Source organism: Psychroflexus aestuariivivens (genome assembly GCF_004010055.1).
Taxonomy (GTDB): Bacteria; Bacteroidota; Bacteroidia; order Flavobacteriales; family Flavobacteriaceae; genus Psychroflexus; species Psychroflexus aestuariivivens.
The window spans coordinates 1-24,709 of the sequence record NZ_RQVT01000043.1; the positions used below are offsets into that span (position 1 = coordinate 1).

Here is a 24,709-nt window from a genome sequence, read left to right on the forward strand (position 1 = left end):
GTGGAATACACCAATCCTGAAGATGGAAGCCCTAGAGAATATAAAGCGAATTTTACTTTGAAACGATAGAGTGCATAAGTTACATTTATTAAACGAAACCCTCAATTTAATGGGGGTTTCTTATTTTCTGATTATTTGCTTTCAAAATAGTAAATTCAGAATTATACAACACTTAGTATTCGATGGTAACTAAATTTCAGTAGAATTTAATCAAGCACTTGCTTTGTCATTACTTTGATTAACTTTGCAATAAAACCTTATAGATATATGTTTCAGAATACAAAAGACAGCAAAACAAAATTATCTGAACTGGGTGAATTTGGATTGATCGAGCATTTGACGTCGCACTTCAAAATTCAGCATGAATCAACAATAAAAAGTATTGGAGATGATGCTGCTGTGTTCAATCACAGCGAACAAAGTATTATCACGACAGATATGTTAGTGGAAGGAATTCATTTCGACTTGTCGTACATGCCATTAAAGCATTTAGGATATAAGGCTGTGATGGTGAATTTGTCAGACATCTATGCTATGAATGCTGATGCTGAACAAATTACTGTTTCTATAGCTTGTTCAAGTCGTTTTACAGTTGAAGCTTTAGAAGAACTTTATGCTGGTATAACTAAAGCTGCTGAAGTTTATGGTGTAGATGTTATCGGCGGCGATACAACTTCTGCGGTGAAAGGTTTGACAATAAGTATAACTGCTTTGGGTCAAACCAAAAGAGAAAACATTGTTTACAGAAGTGGCGCAAAACCTAACGATTTACTAGTCGTTTCTGGTGATTTAGGCGGTGCATTTTTAGGCTTAAAGGTTTTAGAACGAGAAAAGGAGGTGTTCAAAGTAAATCCTAATTCACAACCAGATTTGACACCATATACTTACATTGTTGAGCGACAATTGAAACCTGAAGCTAGAAAAGATATTGTTGACTTACTTAAAGCGCTCGACGTGAAACCTACTGCGATGATTGATATTAGCGATGGATTGTCTTCAGAATTAATGCATTTGTGTAAAAACTCTAAGGTTGGAGCCAATATGTTTGAAGATAAATTACCGATGGATCCAAGTGTAATTTCAACCTGTGAAGAGTTCGAACTTGATAGCACCACAGTTGTATTAAATGGAGGTGAAGATTACGAATTACTGTTCACAATCGATCAAAATGATTATGACAAAATCAAAGCTAATCCACATCTTACTGTAATCGGACACATGACTGAAGCTAAAGAAGGAATTCATCTGATCTCAAGAATGAATACTAAAATTCCGATGAAAGCTAGAGGTTGGAATGGGATGTCTGAAGAAGATTAGTCTTGTTCATAAATTATAATATCGCCAGGTTGACAGTCTAAAGCTTTGCAAATAACTTCTAATGTTGAAAATCGTATAGCTTTTGCTTTTCCGGTTTTCAGAATTGATAAATTGACGGGTGTGATGTCAATAATCTCTGCCAATTCGTTGGACTTCATGTTTTTCTCTTTAAGGAGTTTGTCTAGTTGAATTTTGATACCCATGTCAAATTGTTAAGTCCTGATCTTGCTTAGCTTGGATTGAAATTTTAAGCATTTTGCTAACTCGAATAAAGCTTAGTCCCAAGACAATTACTAGAAGATAAATCACTGAATTAGCTTGAAAAAAATGACGTGTAGTTTCGAAATAGTAAATAAAAAACATTTTTTTTACTATTAAACTCAATCCCAAAATTATTAAAAATTGACCGCTGCGCTTTATGTGATTTACAATATTGAAAGACCTGAATTCTTTGCTGATTATAAAAATTTTCGCTGCTTTGCGTAAATGGTGTACAACAATTACAAAAGTAACTGAAAAAATAATTTCATTTATTGCACCTATATAAAGATAATTTGAAAATGTGTTTTGGGGCTGATAACGTGAATTAGATAATGAGACGTCAAAACCTTCCATTGGTATAATGAAAATAGTAGCTAAAGCATTCATAACTACTAAGAAAAATAAAATATCAAATACAAGTTTAAAGGTAGCTTTTTTAAACATAAATCTTTAATTAAATAGTTAGTTTCTGTTCTTCGTTAAGAGAATTTCCTCGTTTTAAAACTTCAGAAATTAAAAACAAAATCATACCTAAAGCCGTGTGACTTACAATGACGTCTAACCCGCTTTCAATTTCAAAAGCAAGTCCTAACTCAAATCTGCCTTTATCTAAAATTTTGAAAACGAACTCCAAAATTGGTTTTGAAATGCCGTAAATCAGTAAAATTACGCCTAAAAATTTAGTGGCTTTAATGTTTTCTAATTCAAAATAATTTTCATTTTTAAAATTTTTAATAACAGGAACAATCCTATTCAAAGCGATAAAAGCTAACACCCAAAATACAAAAAGAGGTAAAGTGTATAGCCAAAACTCATGATCTGAACTATAACTGCCATTAATGGTTTCGGGTAGACTTTGAAAAAAGAAGAACACATAAACAACGATCAGTGCCGACAAAACCAATCTTAGCGCTTGAACAATGAAATAGAAAACATCTAATATAAAATTCATAATTATCGTTTTACGATAACAAATGTAGAATTAATTATTGTTTTACGATAATTTTTAAAAGAAATATTTTCTCTTTTTACTCTACTTTGAATATCTTTTAATTTTGAATTCATTGTCAGATTTTTCAACTAGAAAAACACATAAACTCATTTTAGCTTGCCTGGATTGTTAAACTTACTTTAAACGTTTTTTACTCGACCCTTTTAATTGCTTGCCTTGCTAATAAAAATTTATATTTGTCTTTTAATGAAACTCAACTATGCTTGAAGCTGTACTTTTAGGATTTTTATTTTCTATTTTTTTGGTCTTTGCAGGTCGGTATTTTAGAGGAAAATTGGCAGTTCTATCGGCTTTGATTCCGATAAGCTTATTTGTTTATTTTGCCAGTTTTATCAATGAAGTTGCGCAAGGCAAGGTTATTCTTGAATCTGTAGAATGGATTCCTAGTTTTGGTGTGAATTTAAGTTTTACACTCGACGGCCTATCATTACTATTTGCATTGATGATTACAGGTGTTGGAAGTTTGGTATTTCTCTACACAGCAGCATATTTGAAAAACCATAAATACCTCGATCGCTTCTATGGTTATTTAAGCTTATTCATGTCCGCTATGCTCGGTTTGGTACTTTCGGACAATTTGATGTCGATGTTTATTTTTTGGGAACTGACAAGTATTTCGTCATTTTACCTAATTGGTTTCAATAACGATAAAGCAGACTCTCGAAAATCAGCATTAACAGCGCTTGGAATTACTGGAATTGGTGGATTACTCTTTCTAGGTGGTGCTGTTTTACTAGGTGATGTCGCTGGAACTTATCGTATTTCTGAAATGCTTGGCATGTCGGATTCTATATTGAAAAGTCCAGAATACATATTAATTGTTATTTTAATTTTTGCGGCTGCTTTTACCAAATCTGCGCAGTTTCCATTTCATTTTTGGTTGCCAGGGGCGATGAAAGCACCTACACCTGTTTCTACATACTTACACTCAGCAACTATGGTCAAAGCTGGTGTTTATTTATTGTTTAGAATGTCTCCTGTTTTAGGAGGAAGTGATTTTTGGCACCACACCCTCATCATCTTTGGTGCAATAACTATGCTTTACTCTGCAATTCATATTATTTTTAGAACAGATTTAAAAGGAATTTTAGCGTATTCTACAATTTCTGCACTTGGTATTTTAGTGTTTTTGATAGGAATTGGTACACAAGCTGCACTCATAGCAGCATCAGTTTTTATAATTGTTCATGCGCTTTATAAAGCATCACTTTTCTTGATTACTGGAATTATAGATCATGAAACGGGAACGCGAGATATTACCCAATTATCAGGGCTTAAAAAAGTTTTGATGCCGGTAGCTATCGCTGGATTTATCGCAGCTTTGATAAGCGGTGGTGTCCCACCGAGTTTAGGTTTTGTTGGAAAAGATTTGATTTATGAAGCGACATTGCATTTTGAAAATAATGCAATTCTGCTCACTGTAATTGCCATCGCAACCAATATATTGTTATTTTATGCTGGTTTTGTGGCGGGTGTCAAACCTTTCTTCGGAAAGCTGCCTGACAAGTTTGAAAAAGTGCACATGCCGAGTCCATTAATGTGGATTCCGCCTTTACTCATGACCGTTGGTGGTTTAATTTTTGGAATTTTTCCAGGTTTAATTGAAACTACTTTTGCTAAGCCAATTGTAAACGCCTTAGTCACTGATACAGAAGATTTTCATTTGAAACTTTGGCATGGTTTCAATACTATTTTAGCACTAAGTGCAACGACTCTGGTGCTTGGAACCATTCTATATTTCACAATAAAGCCAAAGCACAAATTAGAGCAGGCCATTTCAAAATTAGATAGGATAGCACCCAAAAATTTACTTTTTAAGCTATCTAATGGCTTCGTTGATTTTTCAAGTTTATGGACATCTGTTTTTCAAAATGGATATTTGAGGCATTATTTGTCTTTAATTGTTGCCTTTTTGATAATTGCCGTCGGATTTTTATTATTCAAAGACTTTTCTTTAAATATCGATTTACGTTCGCTTTCAAGGGTAACGATTTATGAAATTTCAATATTAACCATGTTGTTGTGTTCTGTTTTATATACGGTTTTTACAAAATCAAGGTTGGCAGCTGTAGCATCTATGGGTGTGGTTGGTTTGTCTTTCAGTTTGCTGTTTTTATTTTATAGTGCACCAGATTTGGCAATGACACAATTCTCTGTAGATACGCTTACAGTAATTTTGTTTGTATTGGTATTATATAAATTACCGAAATATCTGAATCTTTCAGACAACAAGGTCAGAATAAAACATGGTATCCTTTCATTGGTTTTTGGAAGTATGATTACCTTGTTGATTTTACGGGTTTTGAGTGAACCTAAAAATACGGAAATCAGTGAATATTATGCTGAAAATGCTTACACTTTGGCACACGGTAAAAATATTGTCAATGTTATTCTAGTCGATTTTAGGGGAATTGATACAATGATAGAAATTTCTGTGTTAATTGTTGCGGCACTTGGTGTTTTCGGGTTGTTGAAATTGAGATTGAAATCTAAAGACAAAAAATAAATGAAAACACTTATATTAAGGTCTGCATCAAGCTATTTGCTTCCAGTTTTATTAATCTTTTCAGTGTTTATATTACTGAGAGGACATTATTTGCCTGGAGGTGGTTTTGTTGGTGGATTAGTGGCTGCTATTGCTTTTGTGTTGGATGCCTTTGCAAATGGTTTAAAAAAAACAAAAATACTGATCAAAATTCATCCTGGATTTTTAATGCCTTTGGGTTTACTTGTTGCTTTTTTAAGTGGTATATCGCCTATGATTATAGCAGATATGCCAATAATGACAGGTCTTTGGGCAGGACATCCAATTCCGGTTATCGGCGCCATTGGAACACCACTCTTTTTTGATATAGGTGTATATTTGGTCGTAATTGGCGCTTCATTAACCATAATATTTACAATTTCAGAATCAGCATAAATGGAAATATTACTAGCCATAATGACAGGAATACTTTACGCATCAGGCATTTATATGATCATGCGTCGAAGTTTAGTGAAGTTGATTCTAGGAATTGTCCTTTTAGGAAATGGCGTGAATTTGCTCATTTTTGTTTTAGGAAGAATTACAAAAGGTGAGCCACCAATAATTGACGACAGCCAGAAAGTTTTAGAAGGTATTTACGCAGACCCTATTCCACAAGCGCTTATTTTAACAGCAATTGTAATAAGTTTTGGTTTGCAATCATTTGCAATTATACTTGTAAAACGTGCTTATAAAGTTTTAAAAACCGACGATTTAGACCAGTTGAATACTACAGACGAAGATTCATGATAAACGATATTATATTATTGCCTTTAGTGGTACATCTGTTTTTTAGCATTGTATTAATGTTTTTTTGGAACAAAGTGAATTTCCAAAAAACATTCAGTGTTTGCGCCAATGTTATCGCCCTTGGTGTTGCTGTTTATGTGTTTATGTTCGTCTATAATAATGGAACACAAACCGTTCAGTCAGGCAATTGGGACGCACCGTTCGGAATAACTTTTGTCGGTGATATGCTTGCGGCTACGCTGGTTTTGCTTACGGCAATAAGTGGATTGGCTGTGTCTATATTTTCAACAGTATCAGTTATTAATGCTCGACTTAGATTTGGTTATTTTAGTGTATTTCACTTTCTTTTACTTGGTTTAAATGGTGCATTTTTGACAGGAGATATTTTCAATCTTTATGTTTGGTTTGAAATTATAATTATCAGTTCTTTTGTACTCATCAGTATCGGCGGAGAAAAAAATCAGTTGGAAGGGGCGGTCAAATATTTCGCATTGAATTTTTTCGCCTCTATGATTTTCCTCACAGCTTTAGGCGTGCTTTATGGATTGGTTGGCACATTGAATATGGCTGATATTTCTATGAAAATTGCTGAAGTCGAGAACCGAACTCTGGTTGAAATTTGCGCGGTATTATTTCTTGTGGGTTTTGGTATAAAATCCGCAATTTTTCCACTTTATTTTTGGCTACCAGCGTCATACCATACACCGCCATCAGCAGTTTCAGCTATTTTTGCAGGACTGCTAACTAAGGTCGGTGTTTACGCTTTGATTCGTGTATTTACACTTATTTTCTTGGACGATGTGTTTTTGGATAACTTGTTAATTGCGCTAGCAATAATGACCATTTTTAGTGGTGGAATTGGCGCTTTAATCCAAACCAATATCAAAAAAGTTTTTATGTATTTCATCATTTGCCATATCGGGTTTATGATAGGAGGTTTGGGCTTATTTACAGAAGTAGCTATTGCTGGAGTTATTTTTTATCTTGTTCACGATATCATCATCAAAACAAATTTATTTTTGATGAGTGGTTTGATTTACAGAATCAAATCTAACTTCAATATGAAGAAAATCGGTGGTTTGTACGCCAACTATCCAAAACTCAGTTTGCTGATGGCAATACCATTGTTTTCACTTATTGGAATTCCACCATTATCAGGATACTGGCCTAAAATCTCTTTAATTCTGGCAAGCTTCGATGCACAGCAATATTGGTTTTTTGGAGCACTTATTTTCGGTAGTTTAATTACTTTGGTGGTCATTGCTAAACTTTGGTCAGAAGTATTTTGGAAAGACCAACCGAAAATAGAATTTCCTAAGAAATTTTTATTTTTTGACCAGATGAAGCTAAAAGATAAATTTTTGTTCGTATTTCCTATAACCTTTCTAACTTTTGTAACTTTATACATAGGATTTGGTGCGGAACATATTCAGCAATTATCTCAGCGTATTGCTTCAGAACTTATGAATAATCAACTTTATATAGATGCTGTTTTTAAAAACTAAAATGAAATGAAAACAAAATTTCTATCAAATATATTATTGACTTTAATCTGGGTGTTCCTCACCGGCGGATATGAGTTCAATAATTTCTTATTCGGTTTTGTTTTGAGTTTCATCATTCTATGGATTCTTAGCAATAACGATAATAATTCTGAAAAAAAATATTTTAAAATTATCCCGAAACTCATCAGTTTTGTACTTTTCTTTTTATGGGAAATGATAAAAGCCAATATACAAGTGGCTTATGAAGTTATCACGCCACCACATAATATGAAACCCGGAATAGTAAGTTTGCCTTTAGATGCCAAAACGGATTTGGAAATTACATTATTGGCAAATTTGATTACATTAACGCCTGGAACTCTGAGCCTAGATGTCTCTACAGACCGGAGCGTGCTTTACATACATTCGATGTACGTTTTTGATAGAGAAGACTTTATAAATGATATTAAAAATGGTTTTGAGAAACGATTGCTAGAAATTTTACGATGAATATACACGATTTTTTATATTATATAATTTTACCGATTTTGTCCATTTCATCACTTTTGGTGTTTGTAAGATTCATCAAAGGCCCAAGTATTGTCGATAGAGTTGTAGCGCTCGATTTGCTCATCACTATAAGTATTGGCATTATCGCTGTATATAGCATTATTAACGATAAACCTACGTTTTTAGACATTTCATTGGTTTTGGCGCTAATTGCTTTCTTAGGAACTGTTGCTTTTGCATATTATTTAGAAAAACGAAACAAAAATGATTGATATTCTAATTTATATAACCTCATCTTTAGGTGCCATTTTTGTGCTTTTGGCTGCTATAGGTATTTTGAGAATGCCAGATCAATATCTGCGAATTTCTGTAAATACCAAAGCCGCTACGCTAGGTGTAGGTTTGCTTTTGGCTGCTGCCGCTATTTTTTTTCTAGATGTTTCTGTCACAACTCGAGTGATTGCCGTCATTATTTTTATTTTGATTACAGCTCCAGTTGGAGCACACTTAATTGGCAGAACCTCTTATTTTTTGGGAAATAAGCTTTGGGACAAATCTGTGATTGACGATTTAAAAGGCAAATACAACAAATCTACACACGAACTGAAAGGCGATGACAAAGATTCCAAAGAAGACAAATCAAATACTGAAGAATAAGATTTTTCCGTCGACTTTAAAATTAAAGTTAGATGAGCGATTATCAAATGGTAGTTTTCGGGAATTGACGATCAAAAATGCTGATTTAGTTGATTTTTCTTCCAATGATTACCTAGGATTTGCCTCAAATGAAAATATTGAAAAACTTGCCACTTCAAAAATAAATGACTACAAAGACTTGAAATTTGGCGCTACTGGTTCCAGACTTTTAAGTGGAAATTTTCCTTTAATTGAAGATTTTGAGAATTATCTTGCTGATTTTTATCAAGTTGAATCTGCAACAACTCTCAATTCTGGTTATGATGCCAATTTAGGACTAATTTCAGCAATTGGTCAACGCCAAGACCTGATTTTGTATGACGCACTTTGTCACGCTTCTATCAGAGATGGAATCGGTTTATCTAAAGCAAAATCTTTCAAATTTCCGCATAAGGATTTTGAAAATTTGAAGGCTAAACTCGCTAAATTTCAATCTGAATTCAAAACGATTTATGTCATTACAGAGCAAGTATTTTCCATGGACGGTGACCAGACGGATGTGAAGGAAATTACAGAAATTTGTAATGATTTTGGAGCCTATCTTATTTTGGATGAAGCCCACGCTGTTGGGACAATTTCTCAAACAAATGTTGAAAATTCAAACTACAATATTTTTGCTCGCGTGCTTACTTTTGGAAAAAGCTTCGGCGCTCACGGTGCAGTAATTTTTGGATCTTCAGAACTGAAAGATTATTTGATAAATTTTGCCAAAAGCTTCATCTATACAACAGCACCATCCAGCCGAAATATTGCTCACAATTGGGCGGCCCATTTATTACTGAAAGACAGTATCGATGAATTTGAACAACTTCAATTCAATATTGCTTATTTCAAAGAAATTTCATCAAAATTCAATCTGGAAAACTGTTTTATTGAAAGTTATTCCGCCATTCAATCTTGTGTGATCGGAGGAAACAACCAGGTGAAAAATATTTCAAAACAACTTGAAATGAAGGGGTTTGATGTTAGACCTATTTTATCACCAACCGTGCCCAATGGCGAAGAGAGACTGCGGTTTTGTCTCCATAGTTTCAATACTAAAAATGAAATCTATTCAGTTTTAGAAAATTTATCTAAATTGCTATTATAAACTAAATAAATTTCAAATTTTTGCTTCGAATAATAAAAACAAATTCAGAAAACAGATTTCAGTTTTATATCGAAATAAACGAAACAAACAATCAGAAATAATATTCACTACAGATACTTTTTTTGTAGATCATCAAGGCAATTATACCGAAATTCACAATATTTCTTTTATTGGAGAAATGAGTAAAGCAAAAATTGGAGAAATGTTGCCTTTAAATTATAGATTAGAATGACACATTTTTTTATTACAGGAATTGGCACAGAAGTCGGTAAAACTTTGGTTTCCGCAATTGTTACTGAAGCACTTCAAGCCGATTATTTTAAGCCAATTCAGGCTGGAGATTTGGACTATTCCGACACGCATAAAGTTCAGCGTTTGGTAAGCAATTCAAAATCGAAATTTCATGAAAATGCCTACGCACTCAACACACCGATGAGTCCGCACGCCTCAGCTGAAATTGATGAAATTCAAATTGATTTAAAAAAAATCAAACGGCCTAAAACAGAAAACAATCTTGTGATTGAAGGTGCCGGAGGACTGTTAGTTCCGTTGAATTCTAAAGATTGCATCATCGATTTAATTCAAAATGATGATGCTATTATTTTAGTTTCCAGACATTATTTAGGAAGCATCAACCATACACTTTTATCTGTGGAAGCACTTCAAAATCGTGGTTTTAAGAATATCGGAATTATATTTAGTGGGAAATCTACACCAAGTACTGAAAAAATTATTTTAGAAAAAACCGATTTGAAATTCATCGGAAATATAGATGAAGAACCAAAGATCAATTCAGCAATAATTCAGAAATATGCTGAAATGTTCAAGTCGAATTTAGAGGCGTTTTTAACCTGAATATAAATTTCAATAAATTCAAACTAAGCTGTTAGAGTTGCCTAACTTTGCATTAAATGCTTTGACATGAAATTATTTGGTAAAAAAATAAAATTCCCATTTTCTAAAAAATCAATTTCCCAAAGAGACCAGAAATATATTTGGCATCCGTTGACACAACATAAATTGAATCCGGAATTATTAGCGATAAAATCTGCTAAAGCTGCGATTTTGAAAGACGAAGACGGAAACACTTATATTGATGCTATTGCATCTTGGTACACGAGTATGTACGGTCATTGCCATCCAAAAATCATAGATAAGGTTCAGTCGCAAATGCAAACTTTAGATCAGGTTGTTTTTAGCGGTTTCACTCACGAACCCGCTGTAGAATTGTCCGAAAAATTGATGGAAATCTTACCAAAAAATCAAGCTAAACTATTTTTCAATGATAATGGTTCTACAGCTACAGAAATTGGTATCAAAATGGCTTTGCAATACCACCACAATCAGGGACATGATCGTAGAGTGATGTTGGCTCTCGAAGATGGCTTTCATGGCGATACTTTTGGGGCGATGTCGGTATCTTCACTTTCAGTGTATAACGGCGCTTTTGAGGGTCATTTTATTGAAGTGATTAGAATTCCGAAACCAGATGGCAGAAATAATTCGGATATTATTCAGCAATTGAAAGCAATAATAGGCGAACACAAAATTGCAGGATTTATATACGAACCTTTGGTTCAAGGCGCGGCAGCAATGCAAACTTATGATCTTACTGGTTTGGATGAAATGTTGAAAATTTGCAAGCAAAACAACATTATTTGCGTTGCAGACGAAGTCATGACGGGTTTTGGAAAAACTGGTAGACATTTTGCTTCGGATTATTTGAAACAAAAACCAGATGTCATTTGCTTAAGCAAAGCGCTTACTGCAGGAATGCTAGGAATGGGTATCACGAGTTGTACCCAAAAAGTTTATAAAGCTTTTTATTCCGACGATATTTCCAAAGGTTTGTTTCACGGCCATACTTATACAGGAAATCCGCTGGCTTGTGCAGCGGCAATTGCAGGAATAGAACTGCTGACAAGTGAAGAAATCCAAAATTCGATTAAAAACATTATGAGTTTGAATCAGATGTTTGGGAATAAAATGCAAAAACATCCAAAGATTCAAAATATCCGTCAAATCGGAGTGATTTTGGCTTTGGATCTAGATTTGAAAACTGAACGCTATGGAAATACTAGAGATCAGATTTTTAAATTTTTTATGGATCGCGGTGTGTTTTTACGTCCCTTGGGAAATACGATTTATATTTTACCACCTTACGTAATAACAGAAAAACAACTTTCTAAAATTTACGCAACAATCGAAGAGTATTTAGAAACAATTTGATTAAAACACATAGCCGACAGAAAAACTATAAATTTGGTTGTTTTGATTGCCTTCGATTGCTTCAGTGATATCAGTTATTCCTTTAGAATATCTGGCTTGTACCAAGAAATTACGTGCTAATTTGTAGCGTAAACCGACATTTAATGCCATATCAATACTTTCATAACTATCGGTAACATCTTGTGTTTCTGTGCTGCTTTCTACTGAGCCCAAATTGTCTTCTGTGGTCGTTTCAAGGTCTACTTCAGCTTTTACCAAATAACCGATTTGTGGTCCGGCTTCCACCCAAAGATTTTCGATAACATTATAACTAGCCATAAGAGGCAAGTTGATATATTGTGTTTTTAGAACATAGTCTTCTTCAATTTCAGAAAATCCGTCAAAGAATACTGATTCTCTTTCTGTACCTTGTTCAGAATAAAGGATTTCTGCTTGAACACCGATTTTGTCTGTAACTTTATAAATTCCAAAAACACCGATATTCATAGTAGTTCTAGGGTCTAAATCATCAGTATTATCGCCAGTTAAATTTGAAAGGTTGACGCCACCTTTGAAACCGAATTCAAAATATTCTTGAGCTTTCATTTCGTTTGTAGCAAATAAGCCTAAAGCAATGGTAAATATGAATAATTTTTTCATGTTTGAGATTTTTGATAAAACTAATTATTTTATTCAGATTAAAAGCAAATGATTTTATTTTTTACACATTTATTGCCATTTAAATAGTTTACAAAATCTTATTTGAATTTATATTGAATGATGAGCCGTAACTATTGTTACACAAGTTTTGTTCTGATTTGCCTTATTTTGCATAAAAATAAAATATATGGAATGGATTCAAAATCCCTGGCCTTGGTACGTCTCTGGGCCATTAATTGCTTTAGTCATGTTTGTTTTACTTTTTGTTGGTAAACAATTTGGCATGTCTTCAAACCTCAGAACAGCTTGTTCAATTGGTGGTGCTGGTCAAGTTTCAGATTTTTTTAAATTCGACTGGAAAAAAGAACGCTGGAATTTAATTGTTGTTCTAGGTGCGGCAATTGGAGGATTTTTAGCATCAAATTTTATGTCGGACAACACAGTTGAAATCAATCCAGAAATCTCTGAAAAATTAGAAACTTACGGCATCAAAAGTAGTGGTGAAGCTTATTTACCAACTGAAATATTTTCAAATGAAAGTCTGTCTGACCCCAAAATTATTTTGATTCTCATTGTAGGTGGCTTTTTAGTCGGTTTTGGCGCAAGATACGCTGGCGGCTGTACTTCTGGCCATGCCATTTCAGGTTTGAGTAATCTTCAGTTGCCATCTTTAATTGCTGTAATAGGATTTTTTATCGGTGGTTTGGTAATGATCAATTTTATTTATCCCTTAATTTTTTAAACAATGAAAACACTTATATATTTAATTATAGGAATATTTTTTGGCATTGTAATGTATAAATCTGAAGCGGCTTCTTGGTTCAGAATTTATGAAATGTTCGAGTTTGGCGCATTTCATATGTATGGAATTATTGGTTCTGCTTTAGTCATCGGAGTTGTTGGTGTTCAAATTATTAAGAGAAATAAGGTAAAAGCTTTAGGTGGTCAGGAAATGGCATTGAAACCCAAAGCGATGAGCGTATCGAGATATATAATTGGTGGTATTTTATTTGGTTTGGGCTGGGCGTTGGCTGGAGCATGTCCAGGACCGATGTATGTATTAGCTGGCGCAGGTTATGCATCAATTCTAATAGTTATTTTTGGTGCACTTTTAGGAACTTTTGTTTATGGTCTACTGAAAAATAAATTACCACATTAAAAAATCCCCTAAAGAAATGAGGCTTTAGAGGATTAAGAAACACAATTAAAACATGAGAACTTTATTAATGATGTAAATATCACTTATATTTTAGCTCATTGAAATACCCAATCGTGGGTATTTTTTTTAAACTTTTTTAATGTGCATTTGAAATTATTTTAAAATTTCAAAAAAAAATCCTCCTGAAATAGTGCAGAAGGATTTTCCAAAATTGACTAAACAAACACATGAAAAGAATCGTTTTATGTTTTCGAATTCAGTAAAACATAACTATGATTTATATTTCAAAAACCTTTATGAAGACAGCATAAAACATTAGAAAAGCAACAAAGATTATTTTTATAATACAATCAATGTGTTTTAATTTTAAACTATACATATTTCCATTATTAAAATTCTACTATTCGAAATACGGGATTTTAAAAATTAATTTCAATACCCAGTACAGGGTATTTTTTTCTTAAAAATTGTTAATCAATCGCTTTTTTTTATAAATTAGTTAGCTGAAAAATACCCAGTTATAGGTATAGATTATTGTTTTATATTTCAATAATATTGAAGCTAACTTATTTATAAATTCAACAAATGAAAACAAAAATTTCAAACATTGTCATGCTTATATTATTGATGACGATTATCGCTTGTAAAGGGGATAAAAAGAAAGTTGAAGACAAGGAAACTAATAAAACTGAAAAGCCAACAGAAATGAAAATCGAAAAAGCCAAAAAAAGTGAAATTCAAATGCAAATAATGTTAGATTGTTTTGAAACTGAAGGAGCTTACAATAAATACGGTGAATATGAAAAAACCATAGCCATTCCTTATAAAAGAATGACAATTAACGGCAAAGATGAATTGCTAAAACCTACCAGAAAAAAAGTTCATGGTATAGAAAATGATAGTGTTTTTGTAGTTTTTGAGTGGTTTCAGCATGGAAAAGACAATACCGATGATTTGTGCAATGAAAAAAAGGAAGACACCACTTATAGTGGAAATTTGAATTCATTATTCAATGATTTTGATCCAGCCGAAGAAAAAACTGTTTTTGTGGTCTCGCTTCACGATGAGGATTTTCTAGATTATGAAGAATCAGATATAGAAGATTTTTATGAATATTTACTTGAAACAGCTTCAAAATGCCTTGACAAGCCAGAAGATTGTATCTTTAGTCAAGATAGGGTTGATGATATTTTAAGACTTAGAGATAAGAATACGGATGAGTTTTTAATGCCAAGAAGAATCGGTAATGGCGTATTAGTTCCTAAATTTTAATGAAACTCTTAGTAAGCATCGGTTTCTTTTTTGTATTTGGTATCCAGTTTGGTTTTGCCCAACAAACCAAACTAGACACTTTGCTTTATAATAATGAATTTAAAGCTGCTAGAACTCATATAAACACCGCCTTTTGCGATTCGACTTCACAAATTGTAAATCTTAAATTCGCTAAATTTTATAATGCTAAAAAAGTCTTGGATTCAACCTACTATCACTTACTCAGTATTGATAGTACATCATTGAGCGAAAAAAATAAAGGCGATTATTACTTCTTACTGGCAGAATCTTATAAGTTGGACGATGAAATTGATTTTGCTTTTAAACATTATGAAACTGCCAAGAAATATTTTCAAAAAACCGGGTTTTATAAGAAGGAAAATGAAATCAACTACAGCATCTATAGCATTTTAGTAGCACAAGAGAATTTTGATTACGATGTTGATGAGTTCTTAGAAATATTTGAGAAACAGGCGGAAAATAACCAATGGAATGACCAACTCGTTGATTTGAATTTGGAAAAAGCAGTTTTGAATTTTGCGCCCCAATTTCGAGATTCTGTTGAATATTATTTAGATAAAGCTAGAAATTACAATAGCAAGCAATTCAACCCACTTATTGAAAATGAAATCGATATTTATCAAGGTGTGTATTATGCTGAAATATTGCAAGAAACCGACACAGCTAAATATTTTTACAATAAAATTATTGATGATATTTCAGATAACAAAAACAAGGAATATTTGTTTTACGCATACGTAAATATGGCTTCAGTTCACAGATATGAAGGCAATATTGACAAAGCGATTGAATACCTAAAACTGGCTGAAGTAGCCAAAATGAATGCTTATCAAAAAAGCAACTACAAGCTTTTATACGAACTTTTAGCTAATGATTTTGCCGAATTGGGACAGCTAGATTCAGCTTTATTTTATATGAAAAAACACATTGCATATAGAGATAGTCTCAATATCGATAAGCAAAATGTAAGTCTAACTAAATATCAAGCTGAACGAAAAGAAAAGCAAAATATACTGCTTCAAACAGAAGTTGAAAAGAAACAACAACAAAAGACAAATGTGATTTACGGTTCTGCTTTTTTGCTCTCAGTTTCAATTATAATCGGCTTCTTGGTTTTTAAAAATACAAAACGAAAACAATTCATAGCCATACAAGAAAAAGAAATAGAAAATCAACGTATCGAGAATATTTTAAACGAACAAGAACTCAACACCATAGATGCCATGATTAGTGGTCAGGAAAAAGAGCGCCAGCGTATTGCATCAGATTTGCATGACAATATTGGAGCTACTTTATCAGCTGCAAAATTGCATTTCGATTATTTAACTTCTAATTCATCGACAGCAAATTCTAAGGAAATCTTAGAAAAGACAAAAACCTTACTCAATGATGCATATCAAGAAGTACGGTCTATGGCACATCTCAAAAATAGTGGTGTAATCGCTAAAGAAGGACTTTTGCCAGCGGTAAAAAAACTAGCTAAAAATGCATCTGTTAAAAATGGATTGCAAATTCAAGTCAACGATTTTGGACTAAATACCCGACTTGAAAATACTTTGGAAATAAGTCTGTTTAGAATTATTCAGGAGTTGATCACAAATGTTATTAAACATGCAAATGCTACTAAAGCGGATATTTCGCTAACACAATTAAAAGAAAATTTGAATATTATAATTGAAGATAATGGTGAAGGATTTGACCTAGCAGAAGTCGACTCTGAGAATAGTCTAGGTTTGTACAACATCGAAAAGCGTATAGAGCACCTTGAGGGCACTTTTGAAATTGATAGCAAAATAGGAAAAGGCACTACAATAATTATTGAAATAAAAATTTAAAATGATCAGATTAGTTATAGCTGAAGATCACCAATCATTTGTAGATGGATTACGTTTATTACTTGATAATGAAGAAAATATTACAGTTGTTGGTAGCGCCAATAATGGAGAGGATTTACTAGATATTTTAGAAAAAAAATCAGTCAATGTAGTTTTGACAGATATAAAAATGCCAAAGATAGACGGCATTGCAGCTTGCAGACTAATCAAAAAAAGTCATCCCCAAGTCAAAGTAATCGCACTTACAATGTTTGATCAAGATGATGCGGTTAAACAAATGCTAGATGCTGGTTGTGACGGCTATTTACTGAAAAATTCATCTTTAAAACTTGTCCTCAATGCATTAGAAACCGTTGCCAGTGGTGGCCAATTCTTCGATCCAACAATATGTATTGATGATTTAGAAACTGAATCTCATGGAAAACAAATTTTGACAAACAGCGAATTCGAAATTTTAAAACTCATAAGCTTAGGCAAAACCAGTCGCGAAATTGCTGATATTCGATCTACAGCAATTTCCACAGTTGAAAGGCACCGCAAAAATATGATTGGCAAGTTGAAATTGAAGGGCGCCAATGAGTTGTTACGCTATGCATTAGATAAAAAATATAATTTCGATGTTTAATGTAAGTAAAATTATGAAAATCATATTTTTACACCCAAGTTTTAGATAAAAACCATTGACTTCTTAGGTAGATTAAACTTTTAATAAAAAAAACTGTCTTAATTTGAATTTTACTAGCTATTTTCAAAAAAGCTTGTATTTTCATTTTTTTAATCTTTTAAAATTAATTTCTATGCTAAGAAAAATCCTTTACTTCACATTTGTGGCAGGGATGATGTTTTCTTTTAGTTCTTGTTCTGTGTTTCAATCACAGAAAAGTAAAAAAGGACAGGCAACATCGAGTTCCCCAAAAAGCAAAAACGGTATTAAACCTTACAATAAGGTAATTACTGATAAAGCAAAATCTGACAGCGGATTATTTACAGTTCATCAGCTAGATGATGATTATTTTTTTGAAATCCCCGATTCTCTGTTCAATCGAGAAATGTTAATGGTTACAAGAATAGCCCAAACTGCTAGAGGGCTTGGTTTCGGTGGCGGAAAGCAAAACGAACAGGTTTTGCGCTGGCAAAAAAAGGGAGACAAAGTTCTTTTGCGTGTGGTTTCTCACCAAATTTATGCCGCAGACTCCTTACCAGTTCATGAAGCTGTAGTCAATTCAAATTTTGAGCCAATTTTGTATTCTTTCGACGTCAAAGCATACAAAAAAGACTCTATCAATGATAATACGGTTATCAACGCTACAGATTTATTCAAAAAAGATATCAAAGCTTTAGGGCTTCAGGATCGTAGAAGAAAGCCTTATAAAATTTCAAGAATGGATTCTGATAGATCTTATATTGATACCATAAGAAGCTATCCTGAAAATATTGAAATAAGACACGTCAAAACCTTTAACGCAGGAGATCCACCTTCAAATTCAAGCACAGGTTCCATTTCTTTAAAATTCAGTAATTCTATGATTCTGTTGGATAAAGAACCTATGCGAAAGCGTTACTTTGACCAACGTGTAGGATGGTTTACCAGCCAACAGACCGATTATGGATTGGATAATCAAAAATCAGAAACGGTTCAATTTATAGATCGTTACCGTCTTGAAGTGAAAGATGAAGATATTGAAAAATTCAAAAATGGAGAGTTGGTTGAGCCTAAAGAACCAATCGTTTATTATATAGATCGAGCAACACCAGAGAAATGGAGAAAATATATTAAACAAGGAATAGAAGATTGGCAAGTTGCTTTTGAAGCAGCTGGATTCAAAAATGCTATTATCGCCAAAGATCCACCGACTAAAGAAGAAGATCCAGATTGGAGTCCAGAAGATGTGCGCTATTCTGTAGTTAGATATCTAGCTTCTCCAATTCCAAATGCCAATGGACCTCACGTAAGTGACCCGCGTTCAGGTGAAATTTTAGAATCAGATATTAATTGGTATCACAATGTGATGACATTACTGAGAAACTGGTATTTTGTTCAAACTGCCGCTATCAATCCTGAAGCACGTGGTGTTGAATTTAAAGATGAAATTATGGGACGCTTGATTCGTTTTGTATCTTCCCACGAAGTAGGACACACACTTGGATTGCCACACAATATGGGAAGTAGCGTGGCTTATGATGTTGAAGATTTACGCGACCCAGAATTTACAAAAGAATTTGGAACAGCGCCTTCGATTATGGATTACGCACGTTTCAATTATATCGCACAACCTGGCGATGGCGATGTTTCTTTAATGCCGAATGTTGGTCCTTATGACAAATATTCTATTGCTTGGGGATACCGCCCAATTTTAGATAAAACTCCTGAAGAAGAAAAAGACATTCTAGACCAATGGATTTTAGAGAAGGCAGGCGATCCTATTTATAGATTTGGAGAACAACAAATCGGTGGGGTGATTGACCCGAGTTCTCAAACTGAAGATTTGGGTGACGATTCTATGGAAGCTAGCGAATATGGAATTGCTAACTTAAAGCGAATTGTACCAAACCTAATAGAATGGACTGCTGAAGATGGTAAAAACTACGAGGATTTGGACGATTTGTATGGTCAAGTTTATGCACAATACAATCGATATATGGGACACGTGACTGCTAATATTGGCGGTGTTTACGAATATTATAAAACTTATAATCAAGAGGGTCCTGTGTATATTCATACTCCAAAAGATAAGCAAACGCGTGCGATGGAATTTCTTCAAAATGAATTGTTCACCACACCAGAATGGCTTATTGACGACGACATTTTTAATAAAATCCAATTCGATGGTTATTTAGAAAAAATAAGAAGTTACCAAGAGCGTTCCTTGAATAATTTACTCGATTTTGGCAGATTTGCCAGAATGATGGAAAATGAAGAATTGAATGATGAAGCCTATGCCATTGACGAAATGATGGAAGATTTGCGTAAAGGTTTATTCAGTGAATTGAATCGTGGACAGGAAATATCTAGAATAAGAAGAAACTTGCAACGTGCCTATATTTCTAGAATGCACCATTTGATGACTGAAGAACAAAGCAGTATTCCTTCACGTTACAGAAGTTACATTAGTAGAAGTAATATTGATGTTGAAAACAGCGATATTCGTGCGTTGGTAAGAGCAGAGCTTAAAACTTTACAACGAGATTTGCGTCGAGCAATCAACAGAACACGAGATAAAATGACAAAATATCACTTGGAAGATAGCGTAGAACGCATCGAGGATATTTTAAATCCAAAATCTTAAAACAACATAATTTTAAGTAAACCCAAAAGCTGTCTAAAGTAAAATTTAGGCAGCTTTTTTTTGATTTATGCATACAAAAACTCCATTTCTGAAATGATCTTAAGCTGGATCTAATTCTTTTAGATTATCTTTTTTAAAACACAGATGAAAATACTTCTAAGCTTATATAGTTTTCTATTACCTTCAATTTATTGATTTTCAGTAAAAATAAAACAAATAGATTCATATTAATTGCTTTCATTTTACTTTTATTGCTAAAAATAAAATCTATTTCATACTTTTAAAGTCTTAAAAATAGAGTTCTACTTTAAGGTTTTTATGAAATATCAAAATACATTATTTCTGATTTTGCTTTGCTTTTGCAGCAGTTTATTTGCGCAGGAGAGCATTTATTTCAATGATTTTGAATCTGGCAACCTGAATGTAGCAGAATACGTTGGTGATCCACAGATCTCAGAGCATATTTCATTTTCAGTGTGGACTAATAATGCTGGGAATTTTGAAGAGCATACTGGTGTAGAAGGCTCTAATGCCATAGGTATAAGCGGAAATGGTAACAAGTCCATGTTTTTCACCATTCAAATTGAAGAAGGATATCAACTTGATTTAACTGGCTACAGTTTTTGGTCTAAGAAAGAAAGAAAACAAGGAAGCCATAGCTGGGTTTTTCTTTTAAACGATGTTGACTATGCAAACGGAGGCACCAATCAAAATTTAAGCTTCCAAGAGGGTGATTTTGAACCGACATTGCTTAATCAAACTGGGGAAATTAATGTAGAGTATCAAATTGGCGGCATGGGCAATGTAAGCCATATTATAGATAATTTTCAACTTTTTGGTGAAGTAAAACCAATTTGTGACGAAGAATTGATTCAAATTCAACCACACAACTCAAATATCTGCAACGGCGATCAAGTTGAGTTATTTGTGGATACTTTTTCAGAAGAAAACATCAGTTATCAATGGCAAATTTTAATAGATGGCAACTGGCAAGATTTAACGAATAATCAAAACTACAGCAACGTAAACGACAGTACTCTCATTATTGAAAATATTCCATTAGCATTCAATCAAAATATTTACCGATGCATTGTTACCGTGGATGGTTGCAATGAAGAATCAGAACAAGCGGAAATTAACGTCATCGCTTTGCCCGAAACAGAACCCATAATATATAATAATTAAATCCAAAAATTCAAATACTAAACTTAAAAACTATGGCACAACTAAACTTAAAATTTTACATGATTGCGTTTTTATGCTTTGCAGGCATAACTGCTGGCGCGCAAGAATCTGGAACGCAAGAAATCTGTATTGGCGATGTTAAAACCTACTCAGTAAACGAAAATTCAGATTCTTCTTTTTCTTGGGAAATTGAAGAATCTGCTTTTGCTGGTATAATTAATGAAAATACGGCTTCAGGAAACGAAATTGAAATAGACTGGCAAAATACGCCTGCAGGTGCGTATACTTTAACAGTTATTGAAACCAATAGTGAAGGTTGTCCAGGCGCCCCAGTTACAGCAACAATTAATGTCAATCCGCTACCAGATGCACCGGTAGTCACACTTACGCAACCAGGTTGTGGTGAATTAACCGGAAGTATGGAAATCACTTCTCCTTTGGGTGCAGATTTACAATATAGCATAGACGGCGGTTCAAATTTCCAAGATTCAGTCAATTTTGAAGATTTAGACCCAGATGTTTACAATGTAATTGCTCAAAACGGATCAGGTTGTTTATCTGAACCAACAGAATTTGAAATTAACGAACCACTTGTTATACCAGAAACTCCAGTTGTTGAGGTTACGCATCCAGAATGTGGCGAAACTACTGGCGGATTAGAGATTACTTCTCCAACAGGAACAGGTTTAGAATATAGTATAGATGGCGGAACTACTTTCAGTTCAGATTTGACTTTTGCAGATTTAGAACCAGGTCAATATAATGTTATAGCAACCAATGGAGATTGTGATTCTGAGACCGTTACAGTTACTATAGATCCTGCTCCTGTTGTGCCAGAGAATCCTGAATTCACCATAGTTGATCCAGATTGTGGAGAAGATGAAGGAACACTTACCATTACGGCTCCTTTAGGCGCAGAATTAGAATATAGTGCAGATGGTGGGACTACTTGGCAAACCGATTTAGAATTTGTACTAGAAGCTGGTACGCATCAAATTCAGGTGAGAAATACAGGCAGTACTTGTACTTCAGAAGTTGTGGATGCAACCATTGAAGAAGCACCAGAAATTCCAACAACATCTCCGATTCAGTTTAACTAAGCTAAAACTGAGTTGATTTGTCTTCAAAAGCATAGCTACTGTAAATCAGGAATAAAAGGTAAAATCACTTTTTATTCCTGTTTAGCTATGCTTTTTTGTTTTTATTTCAGTTCGGCACAAGACCAAATTATCTGTGATTCTGAATTCAATTTTTTTGGTGTTGATATGGATGAAAATAACGGCAATGGCTCAACAAATTCTACATACCAATGGTTTGTTTTTGAAGATGAATTTGAAGGTGAAATTGTTCCACAAACTTCTTCTGACAATCAAATTATTATAGAATGGGAGAATACTCCTGAAGGTGAATACACGGTTTTAGTACAAGAAATCAATAGTGAAGTTTCTTGTGAACCTGAACCCAAACAAATGTCGATCATATTAAGAGATTTGTCTCCTGAAAATATTTTAGGACCAAATTATGTTTGCGAAGGTGAAACAATTGCTTTAGCACATACATTTCAAACAGAAGGCGAGTGGGCTTTAGAAGATGAAAACATTGGTCAGATTTCACAAAATGGGAATTTTGAAGCTTTGCATAGTGGCCAAGCGATTGTAAATTTCAGTTACAATAATAACGGCTGTGAGTTTTCAGTTTCAAAATTGATTCAAGTGCATCCAAAACCACAACCTAGCCTTCAAGGTGGTGAAATTTGTTTGGATTTAGAAGCTGATGAAACGATTATTCTGAATTCTGGTCTGTCACATCAGGATTATGATTTTCAATGGTATCATAACGAACAACTTATTACAAATTCAAGCAGTCATATTTTTATTTCGGAAGTAGGCGAATTCAAACTTATAGTGACAAATCAAGAAACGGGATGTGTTTCGGATGTAATTTCAACACAAGTCGTAGAACTTCAAAAACCAGCAGTTTCTGCTACTGTTTATTCAGATTTTGAAAATAATCAAAGAATAGAAGTCAGTATTGATAACCCAGAAGCTTATCTTTTCAAATTAGGGGATGCTCCGTTTCAGGAAAGTAATATTTTTTATAACATCACAACTGAAGGCAAACATCATATTTCTATTAAAGAAAAAGATGGCTGTTTTTTTATGAAGATTGAAGTTATTGTCATCAATTATCCAAAGTTTTTTACGCCCAATAATGACAGTTATAACGACACGTGGAATATCCACAGTTTAAGAAATGATCCCACTGCTGAAGTTTATATTTTCGATAGATATGGGAAATTATTAAAAACCATTTCGCCAGCTGCAAAAGGCTGGGATGGCACGTATCACGGCAAGAAAATGCCGTCTAACGATTATTGGTTTTTGGTGGAATATACAGACAGAAATGATGGCTCTCAACGAAGTTTTCGCTCTAATTTCACTTTAAAACGATAAGAAAAACAGTTTACTGTTTCAACTAAAACCAAAAGCTGTTTAAAGTAAAATTTAGACAGCTTTTTTGTTAGATTTTTTTTAGTAACTAGAATCTTGATTTTAACAAAAACCATCTTAAAATTCATTATTATTGCTAAAAAGACGTTTTTAAGCAATAATTATGAAAATATTTACGGGAAAACCGTAACTTTTTTACGGTCGAACCGTAATTTGTAATGAAAAAGTTGCTCTATGTTTGTCGCCATAACTTATTTATAATAAATAGTGTTTATAATCACATTCATTACACACACACACACACACACAATAATTGGCTTAGGCTATTGTTGTGGGTGTTTGGCTTCACCTAGCTTTTCATGATTCATCCATAGAAAAATTAAAAACTATTTTTAAAAATTTATAAATTACAAAACTATGAAAAGTTTAAAATTAAATATATTACAAGTGTTCATGTTATTTTTTTGCGCTACAGTTTTTATTGGGTGTGAAGAAGAGAATAAAAATCAAATTGATGAAAACTTAATGAAATCAGGATTAAATCAAGTTGATCTTGACCTTTCATTTTATGGTGACTTTGATGAAAGTAAGCATGAAAAAGTTATATTCACTGAAACATTTGAATACATTGTTGATGGTCGAACTTATGAATCTGAATTCACAACGGAATATAACACAACTACAGAGATGTTGATAAAAGTTTCTATAGGAGAAAATTATTTTGTTAAAACAGGTTTGAATATTTCTGATATTGAGAGTCAATACGAAACATATGGGGATCCTAATCCAAATGATGGTATGACGCCACACGCAAGATGTATAGAAAGTTGTAAAGACAAATACACTGATGCTAATGGTAATAAGATTAGAGGTAGAGGAGGCTGTAAGGCAAACTGTTGGGTAGATACAGGAGTAAAAATATTAACTCTTGGTTTAGCAGCTTAAGGTTTTCCCTCTTTTTGATAATTCAAAAGAGGGAATATTATTT

At 33.4% G+C, this 24,709-nt stretch carries 25 protein-coding genes; 21 read left to right on the forward strand and 4 right to left on the reverse strand.

Going from position 1 to position 24,709, the window contains the following annotated elements:
• The first annotated feature begins 267 nt into the window (after nucleotides 1–267).
• Nucleotides 268–1,317, forward strand: a complete 1,050-nt coding sequence (gene thiL / locus EIG86_RS07295; RefSeq protein ID WP_127845512.1) for a thiamine-phosphate kinase — start codon at nucleotides 268–270, stop codon at nucleotides 1,315–1,317.
• On the opposite strand, the gene EIG86_RS07300 is transcribed toward thiL, so the two are convergent.
• Genes EIG86_RS07300 through EIG86_RS07310 form a run of 3 tightly spaced genes read right to left on the reverse strand, consistent with a single transcriptional unit; the run spans nucleotide 1,314 to nucleotide 2,530 of the window.
• Nucleotides 1,314–1,520 (reverse strand): helix-turn-helix domain-containing protein, encoded by a 207-nt coding sequence (locus EIG86_RS07300; RefSeq protein ID WP_127845513.1) that lies wholly within the window; start codon nucleotides 1,518–1,520, stop codon nucleotides 1,314–1,316. The genes thiL and EIG86_RS07300 overlap by 4 nt on opposite strands.
• A gap of 1 nt (nucleotide 1,521) precedes the next feature.
• Nucleotides 1,522–2,022 carry a hypothetical protein gene (locus EIG86_RS07305; protein WP_127845514.1) on the reverse strand — a complete coding sequence of 167 codons (501 nt, stop codon included), beginning with the start codon at nucleotides 2,020–2,022 and terminating at the stop codon, nucleotides 1,522–1,524.
• 10 nt (nucleotides 2,023–2,032) lie between these two features.
• Nucleotides 2,033–2,530: a DUF2975 domain-containing protein gene (locus tag EIG86_RS07310; RefSeq protein ID WP_127845515.1), complete on the reverse strand. Its 498-nt coding sequence runs from the start codon at nucleotides 2,528–2,530 to the stop codon at nucleotides 2,033–2,035.
• Nucleotides 2,531–2,789: 259 nt separating this feature from the next.
• Here EIG86_RS07310 and EIG86_RS07315 point away from each other — a divergent pair, with 259 nt between their 5' ends.
• From EIG86_RS07315 to bioA, 10 genes are all read left to right on the forward strand, one after another.
• Complete coding sequence (locus EIG86_RS07315; RefSeq protein ID WP_127845516.1) at nucleotides 2,790–5,096, forward strand: putative monovalent cation/H+ antiporter subunit A; 2,307 nt, start codon at nucleotides 2,790–2,792, stop codon at nucleotides 5,094–5,096.
• Nucleotides 5,097–5,510 (forward strand): Na+/H+ antiporter subunit B, encoded by a 414-nt coding sequence (locus tag EIG86_RS07320; protein WP_127845517.1) that lies wholly within the window; start codon nucleotides 5,097–5,099, stop codon nucleotides 5,508–5,510.
• Nucleotides 5,511–5,864: a Na+/H+ antiporter subunit C gene (locus EIG86_RS07325; protein ID WP_127845518.1), complete on the forward strand. Its 354-nt coding sequence runs from the start codon at nucleotides 5,511–5,513 to the stop codon at nucleotides 5,862–5,864.
• Nucleotides 5,861–7,369, forward strand: a complete 1,509-nt coding sequence (locus EIG86_RS07330) for a proton-conducting transporter transmembrane domain-containing protein (RefSeq protein ID WP_127845519.1) — start codon at nucleotides 5,861–5,863, stop codon at nucleotides 7,367–7,369. Before EIG86_RS07325 ends, EIG86_RS07330 begins: the two co-directional genes overlap by 4 nt.
• Nucleotides 7,370–7,375: 6 nt before the next feature.
• Nucleotides 7,376–7,858: a Na+/H+ antiporter subunit E gene (locus EIG86_RS07335; RefSeq protein WP_127845520.1), complete on the forward strand. Its 483-nt coding sequence runs from the start codon at nucleotides 7,376–7,378 to the stop codon at nucleotides 7,856–7,858.
• The gene (locus EIG86_RS07340; RefSeq protein WP_127845521.1) at nucleotides 7,855–8,130 is read left to right on the forward strand and encodes a cation:proton antiporter; all 276 of its coding nucleotides are present in this window, start codon (nucleotides 7,855–7,857) and stop codon (nucleotides 8,128–8,130) included. The genes EIG86_RS07335 and EIG86_RS07340 overlap by 4 nt, the downstream gene beginning before the upstream one ends.
• Complete coding sequence (gene mnhG / locus EIG86_RS07345; RefSeq protein WP_127845522.1) at nucleotides 8,123–8,515, forward strand: monovalent cation/H(+) antiporter subunit G; 393 nt, start codon at nucleotides 8,123–8,125, stop codon at nucleotides 8,513–8,515. The genes EIG86_RS07340 and mnhG overlap by 8 nt, the downstream gene beginning before the upstream one ends.
• The gene (locus EIG86_RS07350; RefSeq protein WP_127845523.1) at nucleotides 8,472–9,644 is read left to right on the forward strand and encodes an aminotransferase class I/II-fold pyridoxal phosphate-dependent enzyme; all 1,173 of its coding nucleotides are present in this window, start codon (nucleotides 8,472–8,474) and stop codon (nucleotides 9,642–9,644) included. The genes mnhG and EIG86_RS07350 overlap by 44 nt, the downstream gene beginning before the upstream one ends.
• Nucleotides 9,645–9,872: 228 nt before the next feature.
• Entirely contained in the window at nucleotides 9,873–10,499 is a 627-nt protein-coding gene (gene bioD / locus EIG86_RS07355; RefSeq protein ID WP_127845524.1) for a dethiobiotin synthase, read from the forward strand.
• Nucleotides 10,500–10,565: 66 nt separating this feature from the next.
• Nucleotides 10,566–11,873 (forward strand): adenosylmethionine--8-amino-7-oxononanoate transaminase, encoded by a 1,308-nt coding sequence (gene bioA / locus EIG86_RS07360; protein WP_127845525.1) that lies wholly within the window; start codon nucleotides 10,566–10,568, stop codon nucleotides 11,871–11,873.
• On the opposite strand, the gene EIG86_RS07365 is transcribed toward bioA, so the two are convergent.
• Nucleotides 11,874–12,512, reverse strand: coding sequence for a porin family protein (locus EIG86_RS07365; RefSeq protein ID WP_127845526.1), 639 nt, complete (start codon nucleotides 12,510–12,512; stop codon nucleotides 11,874–11,876).
• 187 nt (nucleotides 12,513–12,699) lie between these two features.
• Between EIG86_RS07365 and EIG86_RS07370 the strand changes: the two genes are divergently transcribed.
• From EIG86_RS07370 to EIG86_RS07415, 10 genes are all read left to right on the forward strand, one after another.
• Entirely contained in the window at nucleotides 12,700–13,254 is a 555-nt protein-coding gene (locus EIG86_RS07370; RefSeq protein ID WP_127845527.1) for a YeeE/YedE family protein, read from the forward strand.
• Nucleotides 13,255–13,257: 3 nt separating this feature from the next.
• Nucleotides 13,258–13,671, forward strand: coding sequence for a DUF6691 family protein (locus EIG86_RS07375; RefSeq protein WP_127845528.1), 414 nt, complete (start codon nucleotides 13,258–13,260; stop codon nucleotides 13,669–13,671).
• Nucleotides 13,672–14,256: 585 nt separating this feature from the next.
• The gene (locus EIG86_RS07380) at nucleotides 14,257–14,943 is read left to right on the forward strand and encodes a hypothetical protein (RefSeq protein ID WP_127845529.1); all 687 of its coding nucleotides are present in this window, start codon (nucleotides 14,257–14,259) and stop codon (nucleotides 14,941–14,943) included.
• The gene (locus EIG86_RS07385; RefSeq protein ID WP_127845530.1) at nucleotides 14,943–16,799 is read left to right on the forward strand and encodes an ATP-binding protein; all 1,857 of its coding nucleotides are present in this window, start codon (nucleotides 14,943–14,945) and stop codon (nucleotides 16,797–16,799) included. The genes EIG86_RS07380 and EIG86_RS07385 overlap by 1 nt, the downstream gene beginning before the upstream one ends.
• A gap of 1 nt (nucleotide 16,800) precedes the next feature.
• Nucleotides 16,801–17,424, forward strand: a complete 624-nt coding sequence (locus EIG86_RS07390; protein ID WP_127845531.1) for a response regulator — start codon at nucleotides 16,801–16,803, stop codon at nucleotides 17,422–17,424.
• 172 nt (nucleotides 17,425–17,596) lie between these two features.
• Complete coding sequence (locus tag EIG86_RS07395; RefSeq protein WP_127845532.1) at nucleotides 17,597–20,086, forward strand: zinc-dependent metalloprotease; 2,490 nt, start codon at nucleotides 17,597–17,599, stop codon at nucleotides 20,084–20,086.
• Nucleotides 20,087–20,404: 318 nt separating this feature from the next.
• On the forward strand, nucleotides 20,405–21,271 hold the full coding sequence (locus tag EIG86_RS07400; protein WP_127845533.1) for a hypothetical protein: 867 nt from the start codon (nucleotides 20,405–20,407) through the stop codon (nucleotides 21,269–21,271).
• 32 nt (nucleotides 21,272–21,303) lie between these two features.
• A complete protein-coding gene (locus EIG86_RS07405; protein WP_127845534.1) occupies nucleotides 21,304–22,371 on the forward strand; it encodes a PKD-like domain-containing protein in 1,068 nt (355 codons plus the stop codon).
• Nucleotides 22,372–22,536: 165 nt separating this feature from the next.
• A complete protein-coding gene (locus EIG86_RS07410) occupies nucleotides 22,537–23,724 on the forward strand; it encodes a T9SS type B sorting domain-containing protein (RefSeq protein ID WP_192901719.1) in 1,188 nt (395 codons plus the stop codon).
• 414 nt (nucleotides 23,725–24,138) lie between these two features.
• A complete protein-coding gene (locus tag EIG86_RS07415; protein ID WP_127845536.1) occupies nucleotides 24,139–24,666 on the forward strand; it encodes a hypothetical protein in 528 nt (175 codons plus the stop codon).
• The last annotated feature ends 43 nt before the right edge of the window (nucleotides 24,667–24,709 follow it).